Origin of the sequence: Agromyces sp. NPDC058104, assembly GCF_042884835.1 — a bacterium.
GTDB lineage: Bacteria > Actinomycetota > Actinomycetes > Actinomycetales > Microbacteriaceae > Agromyces.
Genome location: NZ_JBHVTD010000002.1, coordinates 1023241 through 1039198 on the forward strand (window position 1 = coordinate 1023241; position 15958 = coordinate 1039198).

Annotated in this window: 13 protein-coding genes, 1 tRNA gene and 1 other RNA gene; 9 read left to right on the plus strand and 6 right to left on the minus strand. The window is 71.6% G+C overall.

The features are described 5' to 3' along the window. Positions 1–9 precede the first annotated feature (9 nt). Positions 10–1941: a helicase HerA-like domain-containing protein gene (locus ACFVTH_RS12705; protein ID WP_387091310.1), complete on the plus strand. Its 1932-nt coding sequence runs from the start codon at positions 10–12 to the stop codon at positions 1939–1941. A gap of 67 nt (positions 1942–2008) precedes the next feature. Continuing rightward, a complete protein-coding gene (locus tag ACFVTH_RS12710; protein ID WP_387091313.1) occupies positions 2009–2629 on the plus strand; it encodes a GNAT family N-acetyltransferase in 621 nt (206 codons plus the stop codon). Positions 2630–2699: 70 nt separating this feature from the next. Here ACFVTH_RS12710 and ACFVTH_RS12715 read toward each other — a convergent pair whose 3' ends face one another. Continuing rightward, positions 2700–3221 (minus strand): hypothetical protein, encoded by a 522-nt coding sequence (locus ACFVTH_RS12715; protein WP_387091316.1) that lies wholly within the window; start codon positions 3219–3221, stop codon positions 2700–2702. Positions 3222–3653: 432 nt separating this feature from the next. Here ACFVTH_RS12715 and ACFVTH_RS12720 point away from each other — a divergent pair, with 432 nt between their 5' ends. Continuing rightward, positions 3654–4358: a DUF4190 domain-containing protein gene (locus ACFVTH_RS12720; RefSeq protein ID WP_387091319.1), complete on the plus strand. Its 705-nt coding sequence runs from the start codon at positions 3654–3656 to the stop codon at positions 4356–4358. 169 nt (positions 4359–4527) lie between these two features. Here the strand turns inward: ACFVTH_RS12720 and ACFVTH_RS12725 are convergent. Both ACFVTH_RS12725 and ffs read right to left on the minus strand, forming a co-directional pair. Then, positions 4528–4615, minus strand: a tRNA-Ser gene (locus tag ACFVTH_RS12725). Beyond that, positions 4613–4709, minus strand: an RNA gene (gene ffs, locus ACFVTH_RS12730) — signal recognition particle sRNA small type. Before ffs ends, ACFVTH_RS12725 begins: the two co-directional genes overlap by 3 nt. A 71-nt stretch (positions 4710–4780) precedes the next feature. Here ffs and ACFVTH_RS12735 point away from each other — a divergent pair. Next, positions 4781–5362 carry a uridine kinase gene (locus ACFVTH_RS12735; RefSeq protein WP_387091322.1) on the plus strand — a complete coding sequence of 194 codons (582 nt, stop codon included), beginning with the start codon at positions 4781–4783 and terminating at the stop codon, positions 5360–5362. Between the two features lie 259 nt (positions 5363–5621). Here the strand turns inward: ACFVTH_RS12735 and ACFVTH_RS12740 are convergent, their stop codons facing one another. Genes ACFVTH_RS12740 through ACFVTH_RS12750 form a run of 3 tightly spaced genes read right to left on the minus strand, consistent with a single transcriptional unit; the run spans position 5622 to position 8958 of the window. Then, complete coding sequence (locus ACFVTH_RS12740) at positions 5622–6572, minus strand: NAD-dependent epimerase/dehydratase family protein (RefSeq protein WP_387091325.1); 951 nt, start codon at positions 6570–6572, stop codon at positions 5622–5624. Then, positions 6569–7582: a bile acid:sodium symporter family protein gene (locus ACFVTH_RS12745; protein WP_387091328.1), complete on the minus strand. Its 1014-nt coding sequence runs from the start codon at positions 7580–7582 to the stop codon at positions 6569–6571. The genes ACFVTH_RS12740 and ACFVTH_RS12745 overlap by 4 nt, the downstream gene beginning before the upstream one ends. Next, positions 7579–8958: a flavin-containing monooxygenase gene (locus ACFVTH_RS12750; protein WP_387091331.1), complete on the minus strand. Its 1380-nt coding sequence runs from the start codon at positions 8956–8958 to the stop codon at positions 7579–7581. The genes ACFVTH_RS12745 and ACFVTH_RS12750 overlap by 4 nt, the downstream gene beginning before the upstream one ends. 209 nt (positions 8959–9167) lie before the next feature. Between ACFVTH_RS12750 and pta the strand changes: the two genes are divergently transcribed. The 5 genes from pta to ACFVTH_RS12775 all read left to right on the plus strand — a co-directional run bounded on the left by pta (position 9168) and on the right by ACFVTH_RS12775 (position 15833). Further along, a complete protein-coding gene (pta, locus tag ACFVTH_RS12755) occupies positions 9168–11333 on the plus strand; it encodes a phosphate acetyltransferase (protein ID WP_387091334.1) in 2166 nt (721 codons plus the stop codon). Next, complete coding sequence (locus ACFVTH_RS12760; protein ID WP_387091337.1) at positions 11330–12541, plus strand: acetate/propionate family kinase; 1212 nt, start codon at positions 11330–11332, stop codon at positions 12539–12541. Before pta ends, ACFVTH_RS12760 begins: the two co-directional genes overlap by 4 nt. 105 nt (positions 12542–12646) lie before the next feature. Beyond that, on the plus strand, positions 12647–13225 hold the full coding sequence (locus ACFVTH_RS12765) for an ArsR/SmtB family transcription factor (protein WP_387091340.1): 579 nt from the start codon (positions 12647–12649) through the stop codon (positions 13223–13225). Continuing rightward, on the plus strand, positions 13222–14553 hold the full coding sequence (locus ACFVTH_RS12770) for an MFS transporter (protein WP_387091343.1): 1332 nt from the start codon (positions 13222–13224) through the stop codon (positions 14551–14553). The genes ACFVTH_RS12765 and ACFVTH_RS12770 overlap by 4 nt, the downstream gene beginning before the upstream one ends. Positions 14554–14741: 188 nt before the next feature. Continuing rightward, positions 14742–15833 carry a fatty acid desaturase family protein gene (locus ACFVTH_RS12775; RefSeq protein ID WP_387091870.1) on the plus strand — a complete coding sequence of 364 codons (1092 nt, stop codon included), beginning with the start codon at positions 14742–14744 and terminating at the stop codon, positions 15831–15833. Positions 15834–15958 lie beyond the last annotated feature (125 nt).

Sequence of the window (15958 nt, forward strand, 5' to 3'; positions counted from 1 at the left end):
GATCGGCACATGTCGGACGACGCGGTGAAGCAGGCACAGGAGGCGGCGGCTGCGGCCGCCGCGGCGGCGAAGGCGCTGCAGGCGCAGGCGGAGGCCGCCATCAAGGCGGCGGAGGAGGCCGCTGCGCTCGCGCAGGCCGCGGCCGCCGCGGCGTCGGCGCAGACCACCTCGGCCGAACCCGCTGCCGCCGCGCCCGAGCCCGCGGCCGAACCCGCGGCCGGGTCGGCCGCGGGCGATTCCGGTGCCGCCGCGGCCACGGCCCAGTCGGCGCCCGCCGCACCGGCCGGCGCCGAGGCATCCGGACCGCTCGACCCCGACGCGATCGACGCCGTGCGCGCCGGCTACGCGTTCGAAGGACCGGCGCTCGAGATGGGGGCGCTCGTGAACGGCGAGGCGATGCCGGATGTCCCGGTCCGCATCCCGCTCGCGATGACCAACCGGCACGGCCTCGTCGCGGGCGCCACCGGCACCGGCAAGACCCGCACCCTGCAGGTGCTCGCCGAACAGCTCGCCGCGAGCGGCGTCGCCGTGTTCGCCGCCGACATCAAGGGCGACCTCTCGGGCGTCGCGACCCCGGGCGAGGGCAACGAGAAGCTGCTGAAGCGCACCGAGGGCATCGGGCAGGCGTGGAGCGCCGCGAGCTTCCCGACCGAGTTCTTCTCGCTCGGCGGGGTCGGACGCGGAGTGCCCATCCGTGCCACGATCTCGGGCTTCGGACCGCTGCTGCTCTCGAAGGTGCTCGGCCTCAACGACACGCAGGAGTCGAGCCTCGGGCTCGTGTTCCACTACGCCAACGCGAACGGGCTCGCGCTGCTCGACCTCGACGACCTGCGCGCCGTGCTCGCGTACCTCGTCAGCGACGAGGGCAAGGCCGAGCTCGACGGCCTCGGCGGACTGTCGAAGGCGACGGTCGGGGTCATCCTCCGCGAGCTGATCACCTTCGCCGACCAGGGCGCGGACGTATTCTTCGGCGAGCCCGAGATCGACACCGCCGAGTTCCTGCGCACCGCGGCCGACGGGCGGGGCGTGATCAGCCTGCTCGAGGTGCCCGGCGTCGCCGACAAGCCGGCGCTCTACTCGACGTTCCTCATGTGGCTCCTCGCCGATCTCTACGCGGGCCTGCCCGAGGTCGGCGACCTCGACAAGCCCAAGCTCGTCTTCTTCTTCGACGAGGCGCACCTGCTGTTCAACGGCGCCTCGAAGGACTTCCTCGCCCAGGTCGTGCAGACCGTGCGCCTCATCCGCTCGAAGGGCGTCGGCGTCTTCTTCGTCACGCAGACCCCGAAGGACGTGCCGGGCGACGTGCTCGCCCAGCTCGGCTCGCGCGTGCAGCACCAGCTGCGCGCCTTCACCCCCGACGACGCGAAGGCCCTGCGGGCGACCGTCTCGACCTATCCCAAGTCGGGCTACGACCTCGAGGAGACGCTCACCGTGCTCGGCACGGGCGAGGCCATCGTCACCGTCATGAACGAGAAGGGCGCGCCGTCGCCCGTCGCGTGGACGCGCCTCCGCGCACCCCAGGCCTCGATGTCGCCGAGCGCCGACGCCGCGATCGATGCCGCGGTCGCGGCATCCCCGCTCATGGCGAAGTACGGCACCGCCATCGATCGCGAGTCCGCCCATGAACTGCTCACCAAGCGCATGGCCGACGCCGCGGCGGCCGCCGACGCCGCCGAGGCGGCCGAGGCCAAGGCGAAGGCCGACGCCGAGTACGCGAAGATGCAGGCGAAGATCCAGGCCGACGCGGCGAAGGCCGACAAGAAGGCGCAGGCCGAGTACGACCGGCTGCTGAAGAAGACCTCGGGTTCGTCGCGTTCGAGCGGTTCGGGCTCGCGCTCGTCGCAGCGGTCGACGCTCGACCAGGTGCTCGGCTCGAAGACCACGCAGAAGGTGATCAGCCAGGTGCTCACCGGCCTCTTCGGCATGGCGAAGCGCCGCTGAGGCGTCGGCACCGTCGGCCGGGCCGCGAATCGTCACGAGACCCCGCGGGATCGGGAAGAATCGACTGGTGTTCGAGATCCGCCCGTACCGCCCCGACGACCGCGACGACGTCGCGCTGATCTGCCTGCGCACGGCCGCGGCCGGCGGCGACGCCACGGGGGTCTACTCCGACGACTCGCTCATGCCCGAGGTGTTCGCGCTGCCGTACGTCGAGTACGCGCCCGAGCTGGCGTTCGTCGTGGCCGACACCGAGACCGGCCGCGCCTTCGGCTACGTGATGGCGATCGCCGACACCGCCGACTTCGTCGAGTGGTGGCGGACCGAGTGGGCCCCCGGCTTCGCGGCGAGGCATCCGATCGCCGGGGCACCCACCGTGCACGCGCCCGACTTCACCGAACCCGACCTCATCGACGCCGGTCTCCACCCCGAGCGCATGCTCGTGCCCGAGCTCGCCGACTACCCCGCGCACCTGCACATCGACCTGCTGCCCGAGCTGCAGGGGCAGGGGTTCGGACGCCGTCTCATCGACACCGTCCGCGCCGAGCTCGCCGCCCGCGGAGTGCCCGCGCTGCACCTCGGCCTCGCGGCCGCGAACACCGGGGCGCGGGCGTTCTACGACCGGCTCGGCTTCCACGAGCTGCCGTCGAGCACGCCGCAGTCGCCGCGGCTCGGCATCGCGACGAGCTGACTCGCCGGCACGCGGGTGCGTCCAGCGCCATCGGCGCAGCGCTCAGCGCTCAGCGCTCAGCGCGCTGCGCTCAGCCGAACAGCGAGCGCCGCTCGAACCAGTAGAGCAGGGTCGGATCGCTCTGCCGCAACTCGGCGAGCGTCACCGGTTCGGTCCGCTCGGTCTCGTCGACCTCGAGCACCTCGGCGACGAGGCTCATGGTGTGCTCGTCCCAGAAGCGGCCGCGCATGCGGAAGCGCCCCCGCCCGCCGCGGCAGACGACGAACAGCTCGTCGGTCGTGTCGAGGCTGTTCGGCCGGTACAGCGCCAGGCGCAGCACGCCCGCGACGTCGCGGGCCGCGATGACGGTCGTCGCACCGAAGAAGCCGCGCTCGACGATGCCGTACTTGCTGACCGACACTCTGGCGCGTCGGTAGGCGACCCAGGCGAGCCCGATGAGCACGCCGAGGACCGCCGCAGTCGCCGCGACGATGGGCCAGGCGGTGGGCTGGTCGAGCAGCCACAGCTCGGCGGCGAGCAACGGCACGACGAGCGCCGTGAGGGCGAGTCCGTAGTTCCACCCGAGAGTGCGACGAGGCCTCAGGGTGATCACCCTGAGGCCGTCGCCCCCTGCTGCCGCTGCGCTGGTGAAGGAGTCCCCTGCGTCCCCACTCCTCGTGTCCACCTGTGCTGCTGACATCCCTCATATGATGCGCCCGATCGGGGGACGCCGCTATTCCGCATTAATGAGGACACGGGGGCGGATCGTGGGCGCGAAGCCCGGAAACGCGGGGGACTCACGCGGCTCAGGGCGGCGTATCGGGGGAGCGAGTGGGAGGGCGGCGCCGGCGTCGTGGGGTCAACGAGGCCGCCGTCGTCTTCGTCGACACCTCGGGCCCTCACGACCCGGCTCAGGACAGCATAGGCGCTTCCGGCGACGGTGCAATACGCCCTGGGAATGAGACGCGGATGCCGCTTCGGATCGTCGCTCGGGCGCCGATGCCAACGGGGCCGGGTGGGCAATAGGATGCTCCTGACTCACCGTGTGGCGCAGGGCCGCGGCACGCGGTTCCCGACGCACTTCCACCCGAACGGATCGCACGTGCCGCCTCGTCAGGACCCCGCCGTCGTCGCGCAGCCCGAGACCGGCATCCTCCGTACCCTCGACGACCTCGCGATCATCCTCGAGGGGGCCGATCGCGCCGCCTGGGCGCGGAATCTCCGGTTCGAGGCAGGGCGGATCCGAGACGACCGGAGCGACGAGGCGATCGGTGCGCTCCGCCGGTACTTCACCGAGGAGCCGCGATTGCTCTCGGTGCAGATCGACGACGCCGTGGTGCAGCGAGGGTTCGAGTCGAAGGTGATGCGGCTGCACGCGTTGCTCGACGACGCGCAGGCGCAGCGCGCCTGGGAGGCGGATCCGCGCAGAGAGGTGCCGGGAAAGACGCTCGGCATCGTCGGGTTCGTGCTCGCGCTCGTCGGGGGGCTCAACCTCGTCGGGTTCATCCTCAGCTGGGTCGCACTCGCGCAGTCGAAGAAGGCGGGGGCGAAGAACCCCCTCGCGCTCGCGGGGCTGCTCATCGGCGGAGCGGGCGTGCTGTTCGCCGTCATCGTGCTCGCACTCGCGGCCGGGTCGTTCGCCGACCTGTTCGAGACGTGCGGTCGACTCGGGACCGGAGTGCACGAGGTCGGCGACGCGGTCTACACCTGCACGCCGACGTCGGCGCACGTCAGCACCTCGCCGCGCTGAGCGTGAGGAGGCCGCGATCGAGGTGTGATTGCCTCGAACGGCGCTGGGTCATTCTCGGCGGAGGAGAGGTGCGGGTGCTGTGCGCGCACCCGGCTGGGACTTCTTGGCGGAGGAGTGGGGATTCGAACCCCGTGTGCGGGTGCTGTGCGCGCACCCGGCTGGGACATCTTGGCGGAGGATAGGGGATTCGAACCCCTGAGGGCTTTCACCCAACACGCTTTCCAAGCGTGCGCCATAGGCCACTAGGCGAATCCTCCAGAGACCCCCCACGCACCCGCCAGAGCCCGGTTACCCTTGCTGCGTTTCCGCCCTGGGGGAGTTGGCCTGGATGGCGCCACGTGGGGAGCCTCCGACAGTCTACCCGAGCGGAGGGGCCTCGAAGAACCAGCGTCGCTCGGCTGCCCGAGCAGTACGGTTGGGGGATGCCTCCGACCGATGTCGACGCCGTCCACGCTCGGGTGATGTCGGTGCGGGCAGCGTCGGGGCGGCCGATCGTCGTCGGCGTCTCGGGCTACTGCGGCGCGGGCAAGTCGAGCCTCGCGCGGGCCCTTGTCGAGCGCGGCGGCGGGATCGAGCGCATCCGCGGCGACGACTTCCTCGATCCGGTGCGCTCGCACCTCCGCTCGACCGACTGGAGCGGGGTCGAGCGGGGGCGTCTCGCCGAGGAGGTGCTGCGCCCGTTCCGCGAGGGGCGGCCGGGTGACTATCGGCCCTACGACTGGGGCGCGCGCCGGCTCGGCGAGCCGCGTCCGCTGCCGGACGCCGAGGTGCTCGTGGTCGACCTCATCGGCCTCTTCCACCCCGAGACGGTCGAGTTGCTCGACCTCCGCGTCTGGGTCGACCTCGAGCTCGAGGCCGCCGCCCGGCGGGGCAAGGCGCGCGACGAGGCGCTGGGGCGGCGTCATGACCGCCTGTGGGACGAGATCTGGGTGCCGAACGAGCGCGACTTCGCCGAGCGGTTCCGCCCGCGCGACGTGGCGCACCTCATCGTCGACACGCGTTGAGCCGCGTGGTCGGGTGTGCCGCGTTCAGGATGCGCGGAGCGCCATGCACGAGTTCGGGATGCCGGGTCCGGCGTGTCGCACGAAGCATCCTGAACTACGCACGCACCCTCCGAGAACCTACGCCGAGGTGGTGCTCTCCGTGCCGCTCGTGCACGTCGTGCTGCGCACTTCTCAGGACGAGAGCCTCGATACCGCACCCTGGGGGTGCAGCGACCGTCTCGTCCTGAAATGTGCGCGCCTGCAGCAGACGAGCGCGCCCCTACCCTCGCGCCGCCCGCGCCGCGAGGTACGCGTCGAACGCCTCGCGGCTCGTCTTCGCGGGGACGTAGCCCAGCTCCGACTTGAGCCGGTCGTTCGCGAGCACCGGCCGGTTCCGCAGGAAGCCGACGCGCTCGGGGCCGTGCACGGTGAGCCGCAGCGCGCGTCCGGCGCGCAGCGCGAAGGCGAGCAGGCCCGGCGACAGCGTCAGCGTGCGCTTGTCGAGCGCGGCGGCGATCTCGTGCACGGTCACCCGGCCGTCGCCGGCGACGTTGAACGCCCCGGTGGCCTCGCCCGTCACGGCCGTCGCGATCGCGCCGACGACGTCGTCGACCCAGACGAACACGAACGGGCTGTCGGAGCCGCGGATGGCGAGGATCCGCGGGCCGTCCCAGAGGGCGGTGATCTGGTTCGCGACGGTCGGCCCGAGGATGGTGCCGATGCGCAGCACGACCTGTTCGAGCGCGGGGTGCGCCTCGCGGTAGTCGGCGAGCATCTCCTCGACGAGGCGCTTGTGCCGCGAGTAGCTGAACTCCTCGTTGCCGCGAATGGCGTCGTCCTCGCGCAGCCACTCGGGGTTGTCGGCGTGGTACCCGTACGCGGCGCCCGACGACGACACGACGATGCGGGAGACGCCGTACGCGACGGCCGCGTCGAGCACGTTGCGGGTGCCCTCGACGTCGACCAGGTACTCGATCTCCTCGTCGAGGGCGCCGGGGTTCACGATCGCGGCGAGGTGCACGACGGTGTCGATCCGGTGCTTCCCGACGACGGCGGCGACGGCCTGGGCATCGGTCACGTCGCACGCCTCGACGATCACCCCGTCGGGCGTCGACAGGGGGTCGCGCACGTCGCCCGAGACGACGAGCTCGACGCGCGGGTCGCCGGCGAGGGCGCGCACCGCCGAGGAGCCGAGGAAGCCCGATCCGCCCGTGACGAGCACGCGCCTCATGCGACCGGCTCGCTTCCGGACGAGCCGGCGGCGTCGGCGGCGCCGAGGGGATCGCCGCCATCGGATGCGCCGGCTCCCGCCGCGACCGCAGGCTCCGGCGCCGTGGCATCCGACCGCTTCGCCGAGTGCCGCGCCCACAGGGTCGCGACCGCGAGGCCCGCGATGATGTCCCAGATGCCCCACCAGCCGGCGACGATCGCCATGCCGCCGAGGCCGTCGAAGAAGGCGAACACGAGGCCGAGGCCGAGGCCCGCGTTGCGGATGCCGACCTCGAAGGTGATCGCCTTGCGGTCGCGCACGCCGAGCCCGCCGATGCGCGCGCTGGCGTAGCCGAGTCCGAGCGTGACGGCGTCGTGCAGGAACACCGCGACGAGCACGACGCCGATGTACGCCATGAAGATCGCCCAGTTGCCGACGAGGGCGATGACGATGAAGCCGACGAGGGCGGCGAGGCTGATCCAGCGGGCGTAGGGCTGCACGCGCGCCGCGAAGCGCGGCCACCTCGCACGGATCAGGAGGCCCGCGAAGAACGGCAGGCCGATGATGAGGAAGATCTCGAGCAGCATCTGCCAGCCGTTCAGGCTGACCTCGCGCACGAGCTCCGACGCCGTGGGGTGCAGGCTGCCCCAGAAGACGATGCTGATCGGCAGCACGAAGATGTAGAGCGCGTTCGCGACGGCCGTCATCGAGACCGAGAGCGCCACGTTGCCCCGGGCGCGGTAGGTCAGCACCTGCGAGATGTTGCCCGGCGGGCAGCACGCCACGAGGATCATGCCGAGTGCGATCGACGCCTGCACGTTCAGCAGCAGGGTGAGCCCGAAGGTCACCGCCGGCAGCAGGATGACCTGCGCGAGCATCGCGACGATCATGGCCTTCGGCGCGGTGAGCACGGCCTTGAAGTCGCTCGGCGCGGTGTCGAGCGCGATGCCGAACATGATGAACCCGAGCACGACGTTGAGCGCGAGCATCGAACCCGGCGTGAAGTTCAGGACGACGTCGTCGATGTTCATGCGCGGACTCCGTCGTGGTCGGTCGAACGGCTCGCGGCGGCGGTTCGGGTCGTCGAGCCGGATGCCTCGGGCAGGGTCTTGCGCAGTCGCTTCACCGTGCGCCGGTAGGCGTCCTTGTTGACGTAGTACGACATGCGGTCGAGCCCGAGGTAGTCGTACCCGCCGGTGAGGTCGGGCCACGGGGCATCCGCCCGCGCCCTGAACCGCGCCGCCTGTTCGGGCGCGCTCGAGGCGGCGGCCAGGTAGGCGGCGATGAGCTCTGCCTGCTCGGCGCGGCCCTGCCAGCCGATGCCCGAGGCCTCGATCATGCCGAGCACGAAGAGGCCGTTGAAGCTCGGCGGGAAGATGTTGAGGAAGAGCGAGGGCGAGGCCCCCGTCCAGTCGAGGTGCTCGCGGGCGACGAACGGGTAGTCGAGCGTGTAGCCGGTCGCGAGCACGACGCGGTCGTACTCGGACGAACTGCCGTCGGCGAAGTGCACGGTGCGGCCGTCGAAACGGTCGATGTCGGGCACGATGCGCAGGTCGCCCTGGCCGAGGTGGTTCAGGATCAGGGTGTTCACGATCGGGTGCGACTCGTAGATCTTGTAGTCGGGCTTCGGGAACCCGAAGCGCACCGGGTCGCCCGTGAACGCCTTCAGCACCCTGGCGTCGATGAACTGCTTGATCGGCGCCGGCAGCGGGCGACCCTGGTTGAGCGTGTCGGACGGCTTGCCGAACAGGTACCGGGGCACGAAGTAGTAGCCGCGACGCACCGACAGGTCGACGGATGCCGCGTGGTGCACCGCGTCGACGGCGATGTCGCAGCCCGAGTTGCCCGCGCCGATGATGAGCACGCGCTCGCCGTCGAACACTTTCGCCGACTTGTACCCGCTCGTGTGCATGAGCTCGCCGGTGAACTCGCCGCGGAACGCGGGCACGTTCGGCTCGGCGAGGGTGCCGTTCGCGAGGATCACGCTCGAGTAGTCGCCCGTGACCGTCTCGCCGTCGTCGGTCACCGCGGTGAGGCGCCAGCCGTTCGCGCCGGGGGTCTCGCCGTCGGCCGTGGGTAGCGGCTCGACCGCGGTGACCCGGGTCCCGAAGCGGAAGTGCTCGCGGAGGCCGAACTCGTCGGCGTAGTCGCGGAAGTAGCCGAGGAGCTCGCGGTGACCCGGGTAGTCGGCGCTCGAGCGCATCGGGAACTCGGCGAACTCGGTCGTCGTGCGACTCGAAATGAGGTGCGCCGACTCGTACATCGTCGAGCGCGGGTTGTCGATGTTCCAGAGGCCGCCGACGTCGGCGCCGGCCTCGAAACCGTGGAAGGGGAGTCCGGCGCGGCTGAGGGCGCGCGCGCCGGCCAGGCCCGAGGGGCCCGCTCCGATGAGGGCGATGGGGTTCACAGGTGGTCGATTCGGGTTCGGGTACGCACCGCAGGGGGACGGCACGGCACGTCGATGTGCCCGATCAGCATAGGCGAACGGCGCTCGGATTCCGCTCGCGCCGGTTCGGTGGGAGACCGTCGGCTTCGATCGGCAGCTCCGTGCTGCCGGCGATCGAACGCAGCCGATTGCCAGACAGCCCGCCCAGCCCGCCGAATAGGCTGGGAGACGTGGCGCACAGCATCTACATCTGCTCGGCCGAGGGCAACACCGGCAAGTCCACGGTGGCGCTCGGCACCCTCGACACCCTCACCCACCGGGCGACCCGGGTCGGCGTCTTCCGGCCGATCGCACGCTCGACCGCCGAGCGCGACTACGTGCTCGAGCTCCTGCTCGCGCACGACGGGGTCGTGCCGATCGAGTACGAGGAGGCGATCGGCGTCTCCTACGAGGAGGTGCACGCGAACCCCGACGCCGCGCTCGCGACCATCGTGCGCCGGTTCAAGGCGATCGAGGGCCGCTGCGACGCCGTCGTGATCATCGGCTCCGACTACACCGACGTCGGCAGCCCGACCGAGCTCGCCTACAACGCCCGCATCGCGGCGAACCTCGGCGCGCCCGTGCTGCTCGTGCTCGGCGGCCGCGTCGGCGAGGGTCAGGGTCGCGGACGCAGCGAGCACCTCGGCGACACCGAGGCCCGCACGGCCGACGAGCTCGCCCAGCTCACCGAGCTCGCCGTCGAGGAGCTCGAGCGCGAGCACGCCTCGCTCCTCGGCATCGTCGTCAACCGGGCCGACCCCGAGGGGCTGCTCGAGATCGTCGACGCCGTGCGGCGGGCGTCGGTGTCCGAGCACGGCCGGACGGCGGCCGCGACGTCGGGCGAGGCATCCGCGGCCGTCTGGGCGATCCCCGAAGACCAGTTCCTCGTCGCGCCCTCGATGCGCTCGATCATGCACGCCGTCGACGGCGAGCTCTACGCGGGCGACGCCGACCTGCTCGACCGCGAGGCGCTCGGCGTCGTCATCGCGGCGATGTCGATGGAGAACGTGCTCTCGCACCTCATCGAGGGCTCCGTCGTCATCGTGCCCGGCGATCGCAGCGAGGTGCTGCTCGGGGTGCTCACCGCGCACTCCTCGGCGACGTTCCCGTCGATCTCGGGCATCGTGCTGAACGGCGGGTTCCCGCTCTCCGACCACATCGAGCGACTCGTCGAGGGCCTGAAGGCCGGGCTGCCGATCATCCGCACCCAGCTGACGAGCTACGAGACCGCGCTCGCCATCACGCACACGCGCGGCCGCCTCGCCGCGGAGTCGCAGCGCAAGCGCGACACCGCGCTGTCGCTCTTCGAGCAGCACGTCGACGGGCCAGCCCTGCTCGACCGGCTCGAGATCGCGCGGCCCGAGGTCGTCACCCCGCTGATGTTCGAGTACGGGCTGCTCGAGCGCGCGCGCCGCGAGCGCAAGCACATCGTGCTGCCCGAGGGCTACGACGACCGCATCCTCCGCGCCGCCGCGACGCTCCTGGCGCGCGACGTCGCCGAGCTCACCATCCTCGGCGAGGAGATCGAGGTGCGCTCGCGCGCGATCGGCCTCGGCCTCGACATCTCGCGCGCCACGGTGCTCTCCAACCACGACTTCGTCTACGTCACGCGCTTCGCCGAGGAGTACCAGAAGCGCCGGGCGCACAAGGGCGTCACGCTCGAGCAGGCGCGCGAGCGCGTGCAGGACGTCTCGTACTTCGGCACCATGATGGTCGAACTGGGCCTCGCCGACGGCATGGTCTCGGGGGCGGCGCACACGACGGCGCACACGATCCGCCCGTCGTTCGAGATCATCAAGACGCGGCCCGGGGTCGAGGTCGTCTCGAGCGTGTTCCTGATGGCGCTCGCCGACCGGGTGCTCGTCTACGGCGACTGCGCGATCGTGCCCGACCCGACGGCCGAGCAGCTCGCCGACATCGCGATCTCCTCGGCGCAGACGGCCGCGCAGTTCGGCATCGAGCCGCGCATCGCGATGCTCTCGTACTCGACCGGCGAGTCGGGCCAGGGCGCCGACGTCGACAAGGTCAGGCGGGCGACCGAGCTCGTGCGCGAGCGGGCGCCCGAGCTCGCGGTCGAGGGGCCGATCCAGTACGACGCGGCCGCCGATGCGGCGGTCGCGCGCACGAAGCTCCCCGACTCGGATGTCGCGGGGCGGGCGACGGTGTTCGTCTTCCCCGATCTCAACACCGGCAACAACACCTACAAGGCGGTGCAGCGCTCGGCGGGCGCCGTCGCGATCGGCCCGGTGCTGCAGGGCATGCGCAAGCCCGTCAACGACCTCTCGCGGGGGGCGCTCGTGCAGGACATCGTGAACACCGTGGCGATCACGGCGATCCAGGCGGCGGATGCCTCGTGAGCCTCGTCCTCGTCGTCAACTCGGGTTCGTCGTCGCTGAAGTACCAGCTCGTCGACGCGGTCAGCGGCGAGGCGCTCGCGAGCGGTCTCGTCGAACGCATCGGCCGTGAGGGCGGACACGCCAGGCACCGCCACGAGGGACCCGAGAACGACCGCCTCGGCTCCACCTGGGATGCGAACGTCGACGTGCCGGATCACTTCGCGGCGTTCGACGTGATGCTCGAGGGGTTCGCCGCGCACGGGCCCTCGCTCGAGCAGCACCCGCCGGTCGCGGTCGGGCACCGGGTCGTGCAGGGCGGCGCCCGCTTCTTCGAGCCGACGCTGATCACGCCGCTCGTGAAGATCAACATCGACGAGCTGTCGAGCCTCGCGCCCCTGCACAACCCCGCGAACCTCGAGGGCATCGAGGCGGCGCAGCGCGCGTTCCCCGACGTGCCCCACGTCGCCGTGTTCGACACCGCGTTCCACCAGACCATGCCGCCGGCGGCCTACACCTACGCGATCGACCGCGACGTCGCGGCGAAGCACCGCATCCGGCGCTACGGGTTCCACGGCACGTCGCACCGCTACGTGTCGCGGGCCGCGGCCGAGTTCCTCGGGCGTCCCGTCGAGGAGCTCGACCAGATCGTGCTGCACCTCGGCAACGGCGCCTCGGCGTGCGCGGTCTCCGGCGGCCGCTCGGTCGACACGAGCATGGGCATGACGCCGCTCGAGGGGCTCGTCATGGGCACCCGCTCGGGCGACCTCGACCCGGCGATCGTGCTGCACCTCCAGCGTCGCGCGAGCCTCGACGTCGACGGCGTCGACGAGCTCCTCAACCGGCGCAGCGGCATCCTCGGCCTCGGCGGGCACGCCGACATGCGCGACCTCGTCGACGCGGCCGAGGCGGGGGAGGAGCGCGCGGCGCTCGCCCTCGAGGTGTACGCGCACCGGCTGAAGGCGTACATCGGGGCCTACCTCGCCCAGCTCGGCGGCGTCGACGTGATCTCGTTCACGGCCGGCGTCGGCGAGAACTCGGCCCCGGTGCGCGCCGCCGCGCTCGCCGGGCTCGAACGGCTCGGCATCGAGCTCGACGCCGAGCGCAACGCCGTCCGCTCGGGTGAGACGCGCGTGATCTCGACCGATGCCTCGGCGGTCACGGTGCTCGTCGTGCCGACTGACGAGGAGCTCGAGATCGCCCGCCAGACCCTCGAGGCCGTCTCGGGATGATCGCCCCGGGCCGACGTTCCCCTCGCGGGGAGCGGTGCTCGCGCTACGCCCGCGTAATATGCAAGAACTGTTGCGCAATATTTCTTGCAGAGTTAGCATGGGGCCGTGAGCGAGAACCAGAACTCCATCGACCTGCGCGACGCCGGCGCCATGCGCGCCATGGCGCACCCGCTTCGGCTGCGCATCCTCGGGCTGCTGCGCATGCACGGCCCGCACTCCGTGGGCATGCTCGCCGAGGCGACGGGCGCCGCCTCGGGGTCGATCAGCTATCACCTGTCGACGCTCGCCAAGCACGGCTTCGTCGAGCCCGCGCCCGAGCTCGAGCGCGACGGCCGTGAGCGGTGGTGGCGCTCGGCGCACGAGGTGACGAGCCTGAGCGCCGAGAGCTACCTCGACGACCCCGAGCGGCGCGAGGCCGCCGAGGCGATGCGCCGCACGGTCATCGACGCGTACCACCGAGAGCTGCTCGAGGCGCTCGACGCCGAGCTGGGTCTCGAGCCCGAGTGGATCGCCGCCTCCGACTCGAGCGACGGCGGCGCGCAACTCACCCTCGACGAGTTCCGCGAGCTCACCGCCGACCTGGCCGCCGTGCGCGACAAGTGGTGGGCCGTCGGGCGCGAGCCCCGCGAGGGCACCCGCGCCGTCCGCTGGATCACGCACACCTTCCCGAGGAGCGAGCAATGAGCGAGCTGACCGAGACCGAGGGGGCTCGCGCCGACACCCGGGCGCCTGCTCGATCGACCGAGGCGCCTGCCCGCCGCCGGCTCCCGATCCTCGCGAACCTCGCCGCCGCCCTGTTCTCGCTCGGCGGCAACGCGATCGCGCTCGTCGCGCTGCCGATCATCGCGCTCACCCAGACGGGGTCGCCGCTCGCGGCGGGCGTCGTCGGCGTTTTCGCGACCGTGCCGCTCGTCATCGGCGGCGCGCTCGGCGGCGTGCTCGTCGACCGCTTCGGCTACCGGCTCTCGTCGATCGTCGCCGACCTCGCGAGCGCGGTCACCGTGCTCGCCATCCCGCTCCTGCACGCCACCGTCGGGCTGCCCTTCGGGGCGATGCTCGCCCTCGTCTTCCTCGGCGGGCTCCTCGACCCGCCCGGCGACACCGCGAAGACCTCGATGACGCCCGACCTCGCGAAGCTCGCGAACTGGCCCATCGAGCGGGCCGCCGGGGCCCAGTCGGCGGTGCAGCGCACCGCGATGATGCTCGGTGCCGGCACGGCGGGCGCGCTCGTCGCCTTCCTCGGGCCGATGCCGGCGCTCATCGTCGACGCGGGCGGGTTCGTCGTGTCGGCGCTGCTCGTGCTCTGCTTCGTGCCGCGACGGCTCGGCGCCGACGACGCCCCCGAGCCCGACGGCGACGATGCGCCCGCCCCGCGCGGCGGCTTCATGGAGGGGCTCCGCTTCGTGGCATCCTCGCCGTTGCTTCGCGCGATCGTGCTGCTCGTGACGCTCACGAACGCGATCGACGCGGCGGGCATGACCGTGCTGAAGCCGCTCTACGCGACCGAGGTGCTCGGCGATCCCGCGCAGCTGGGCTTCATGGTCGGATGCTTCGCGGCCGGCGCGCTGACCGGCTCGGTGCTGTTCGGCGCGATCGGCCACCGCTTCTCGGGGCGGCTCATGTTCGCCCTGTGCTTCCTCATCGCGGGCACCGTGCCGTACCTGACGATGGCGCTCGGTGCGCCGGTGCCCGTGCTGCTGCCCGTGCTGGCCCTGTCGGGGCTCGCGGCGGGCGCCATCAACCCGATGATCGCGACGGCGATGTACGGCCTCATCCCCGACGGCATGCGCGCCCGCGTCTTCGGCGTCACGACGGCGGGCGTCGCCGCGACCATGCCGCTCGGCGCCCTCCTCGGCGGCCTCGCGGCCGAGCAGGCCGGTCTCGTGCCGACGCTCGTGGGCTGCGCCGCGCTCTACCTCGTGCTCGCGTCGAGCCCGCTCTACCTGCGCTCGTTCTCGGGCCTGCGCAGCGCCTCGGCGGCGGCCGAGTCATCCGAACCCCTACCGCGGTAGGGGGTGCGAATGGCTCAGCCGTGTGATGCCCCGGGCTGAACCGCCTGCCTACGCTCGCAGCGTGGTCGAACCCGGCCGCGCACCCGCACCCGAATCGTTCGTCTGAGTCTCATTCGCACTTTCGGACGACGAGAAGAGCGCACGTGAGCCTGCAGGTCGTTGAACGCCCCGACGGAGCGTTGGGCACCATGTCGCCCGTCATCCTGACCGCCGGCCGGCGCCGCGGCGACGCCGTCGATCCGGCGCAGAGCGGCTTCGCCCGGTTGTCGCGCCAGATCAAGGCCGAGGGGCTGCTCGACCGCTTCGTCGGCTTCTACGTGCGCAAGGTCGTGTTCTGGGCCGTCGTGCTCGGTGCCGCCGTCGCGGCGTCGGTCATGCTCGGCGACTCGTGGTGGCAGCTCGTCATCGCCGCCGTGCTCGGCGTCGTCTTCACCCAGTTCGCGTTCATGGCGCACGAGGCGTCGCACCGGCAGATCTTCCGCTCGGGTCCGGTGAACGACTGGGCCGGGCTCGTGCTCGCCGACCTCGTGGTCGGCATCAGCTACAGCTGGTGGATGAACAAGCACACCCGCCACCACGGCAACCCGAACGTGATCGGCCGCGACCCCGACATCGCGAAGGACACGATCTCGTTCCTGGAGGAGGACGCGGCGCAGAGCCGCGGACTCGTCAGGCTGATCACGCGCAAGCAGGGGTACCTGTTCTTCCCCCTGCTGCTGCTCGAGGGCCTCAACCTGCACGTGCACGGCATCCGTCACCTGCTCGATCGCCGCAACCGGGTCGAGCGCCGCGGGCTCGAACTCGCCTTCGTCGCCGTGCGGCTCGTCGGCGTGACCGCGCTCGTGTTCTGGGCGTTCCCGCCCCTGCTCGCGGCCGCGTTCCTCCTCGTGCAGCTCGGCGTCTTCGGCGTCTACATGGGGGCCTCGTTCGCGCCGAACCACAAGGGCATGCCGCTCATCCCGCGCGGGGTCCGCGTCGACTTCCTCGAGCGCCAGGTGCTCACGAGCCGCAACATCCGCGGCGGGCGGCTCATGGACTCGCTCATGGGCGGACTCAACTACCAGATCGAGCACCACCTCTTCCCGAGCATGGCGCGGCCGGCGCTCAAGCGCACGCAGGAGATCGTGCGCGAATACTGCCGGGAGAACGACCTCCGCTACACCGAGACGGGGCTCATCGAGTCGTACGGCATCGTCATCGCGTACCTCAACCGGGTCGGCCTCGCCGCGCGCGACCCGTTCGACTGCCCGATGATCCAGGAGTACCGCCGGCGCGACTGAGGGCATCACTCGCCGTACCCCCCTTTTGGGGGTGATTTCGGCTGTACCCCTGTTCTGGGTACACGCAATCGCCCTACGTTGAGCGCATGCGATGCGGGGGCGTCGCGGTGTTGACTCTGGGGGGA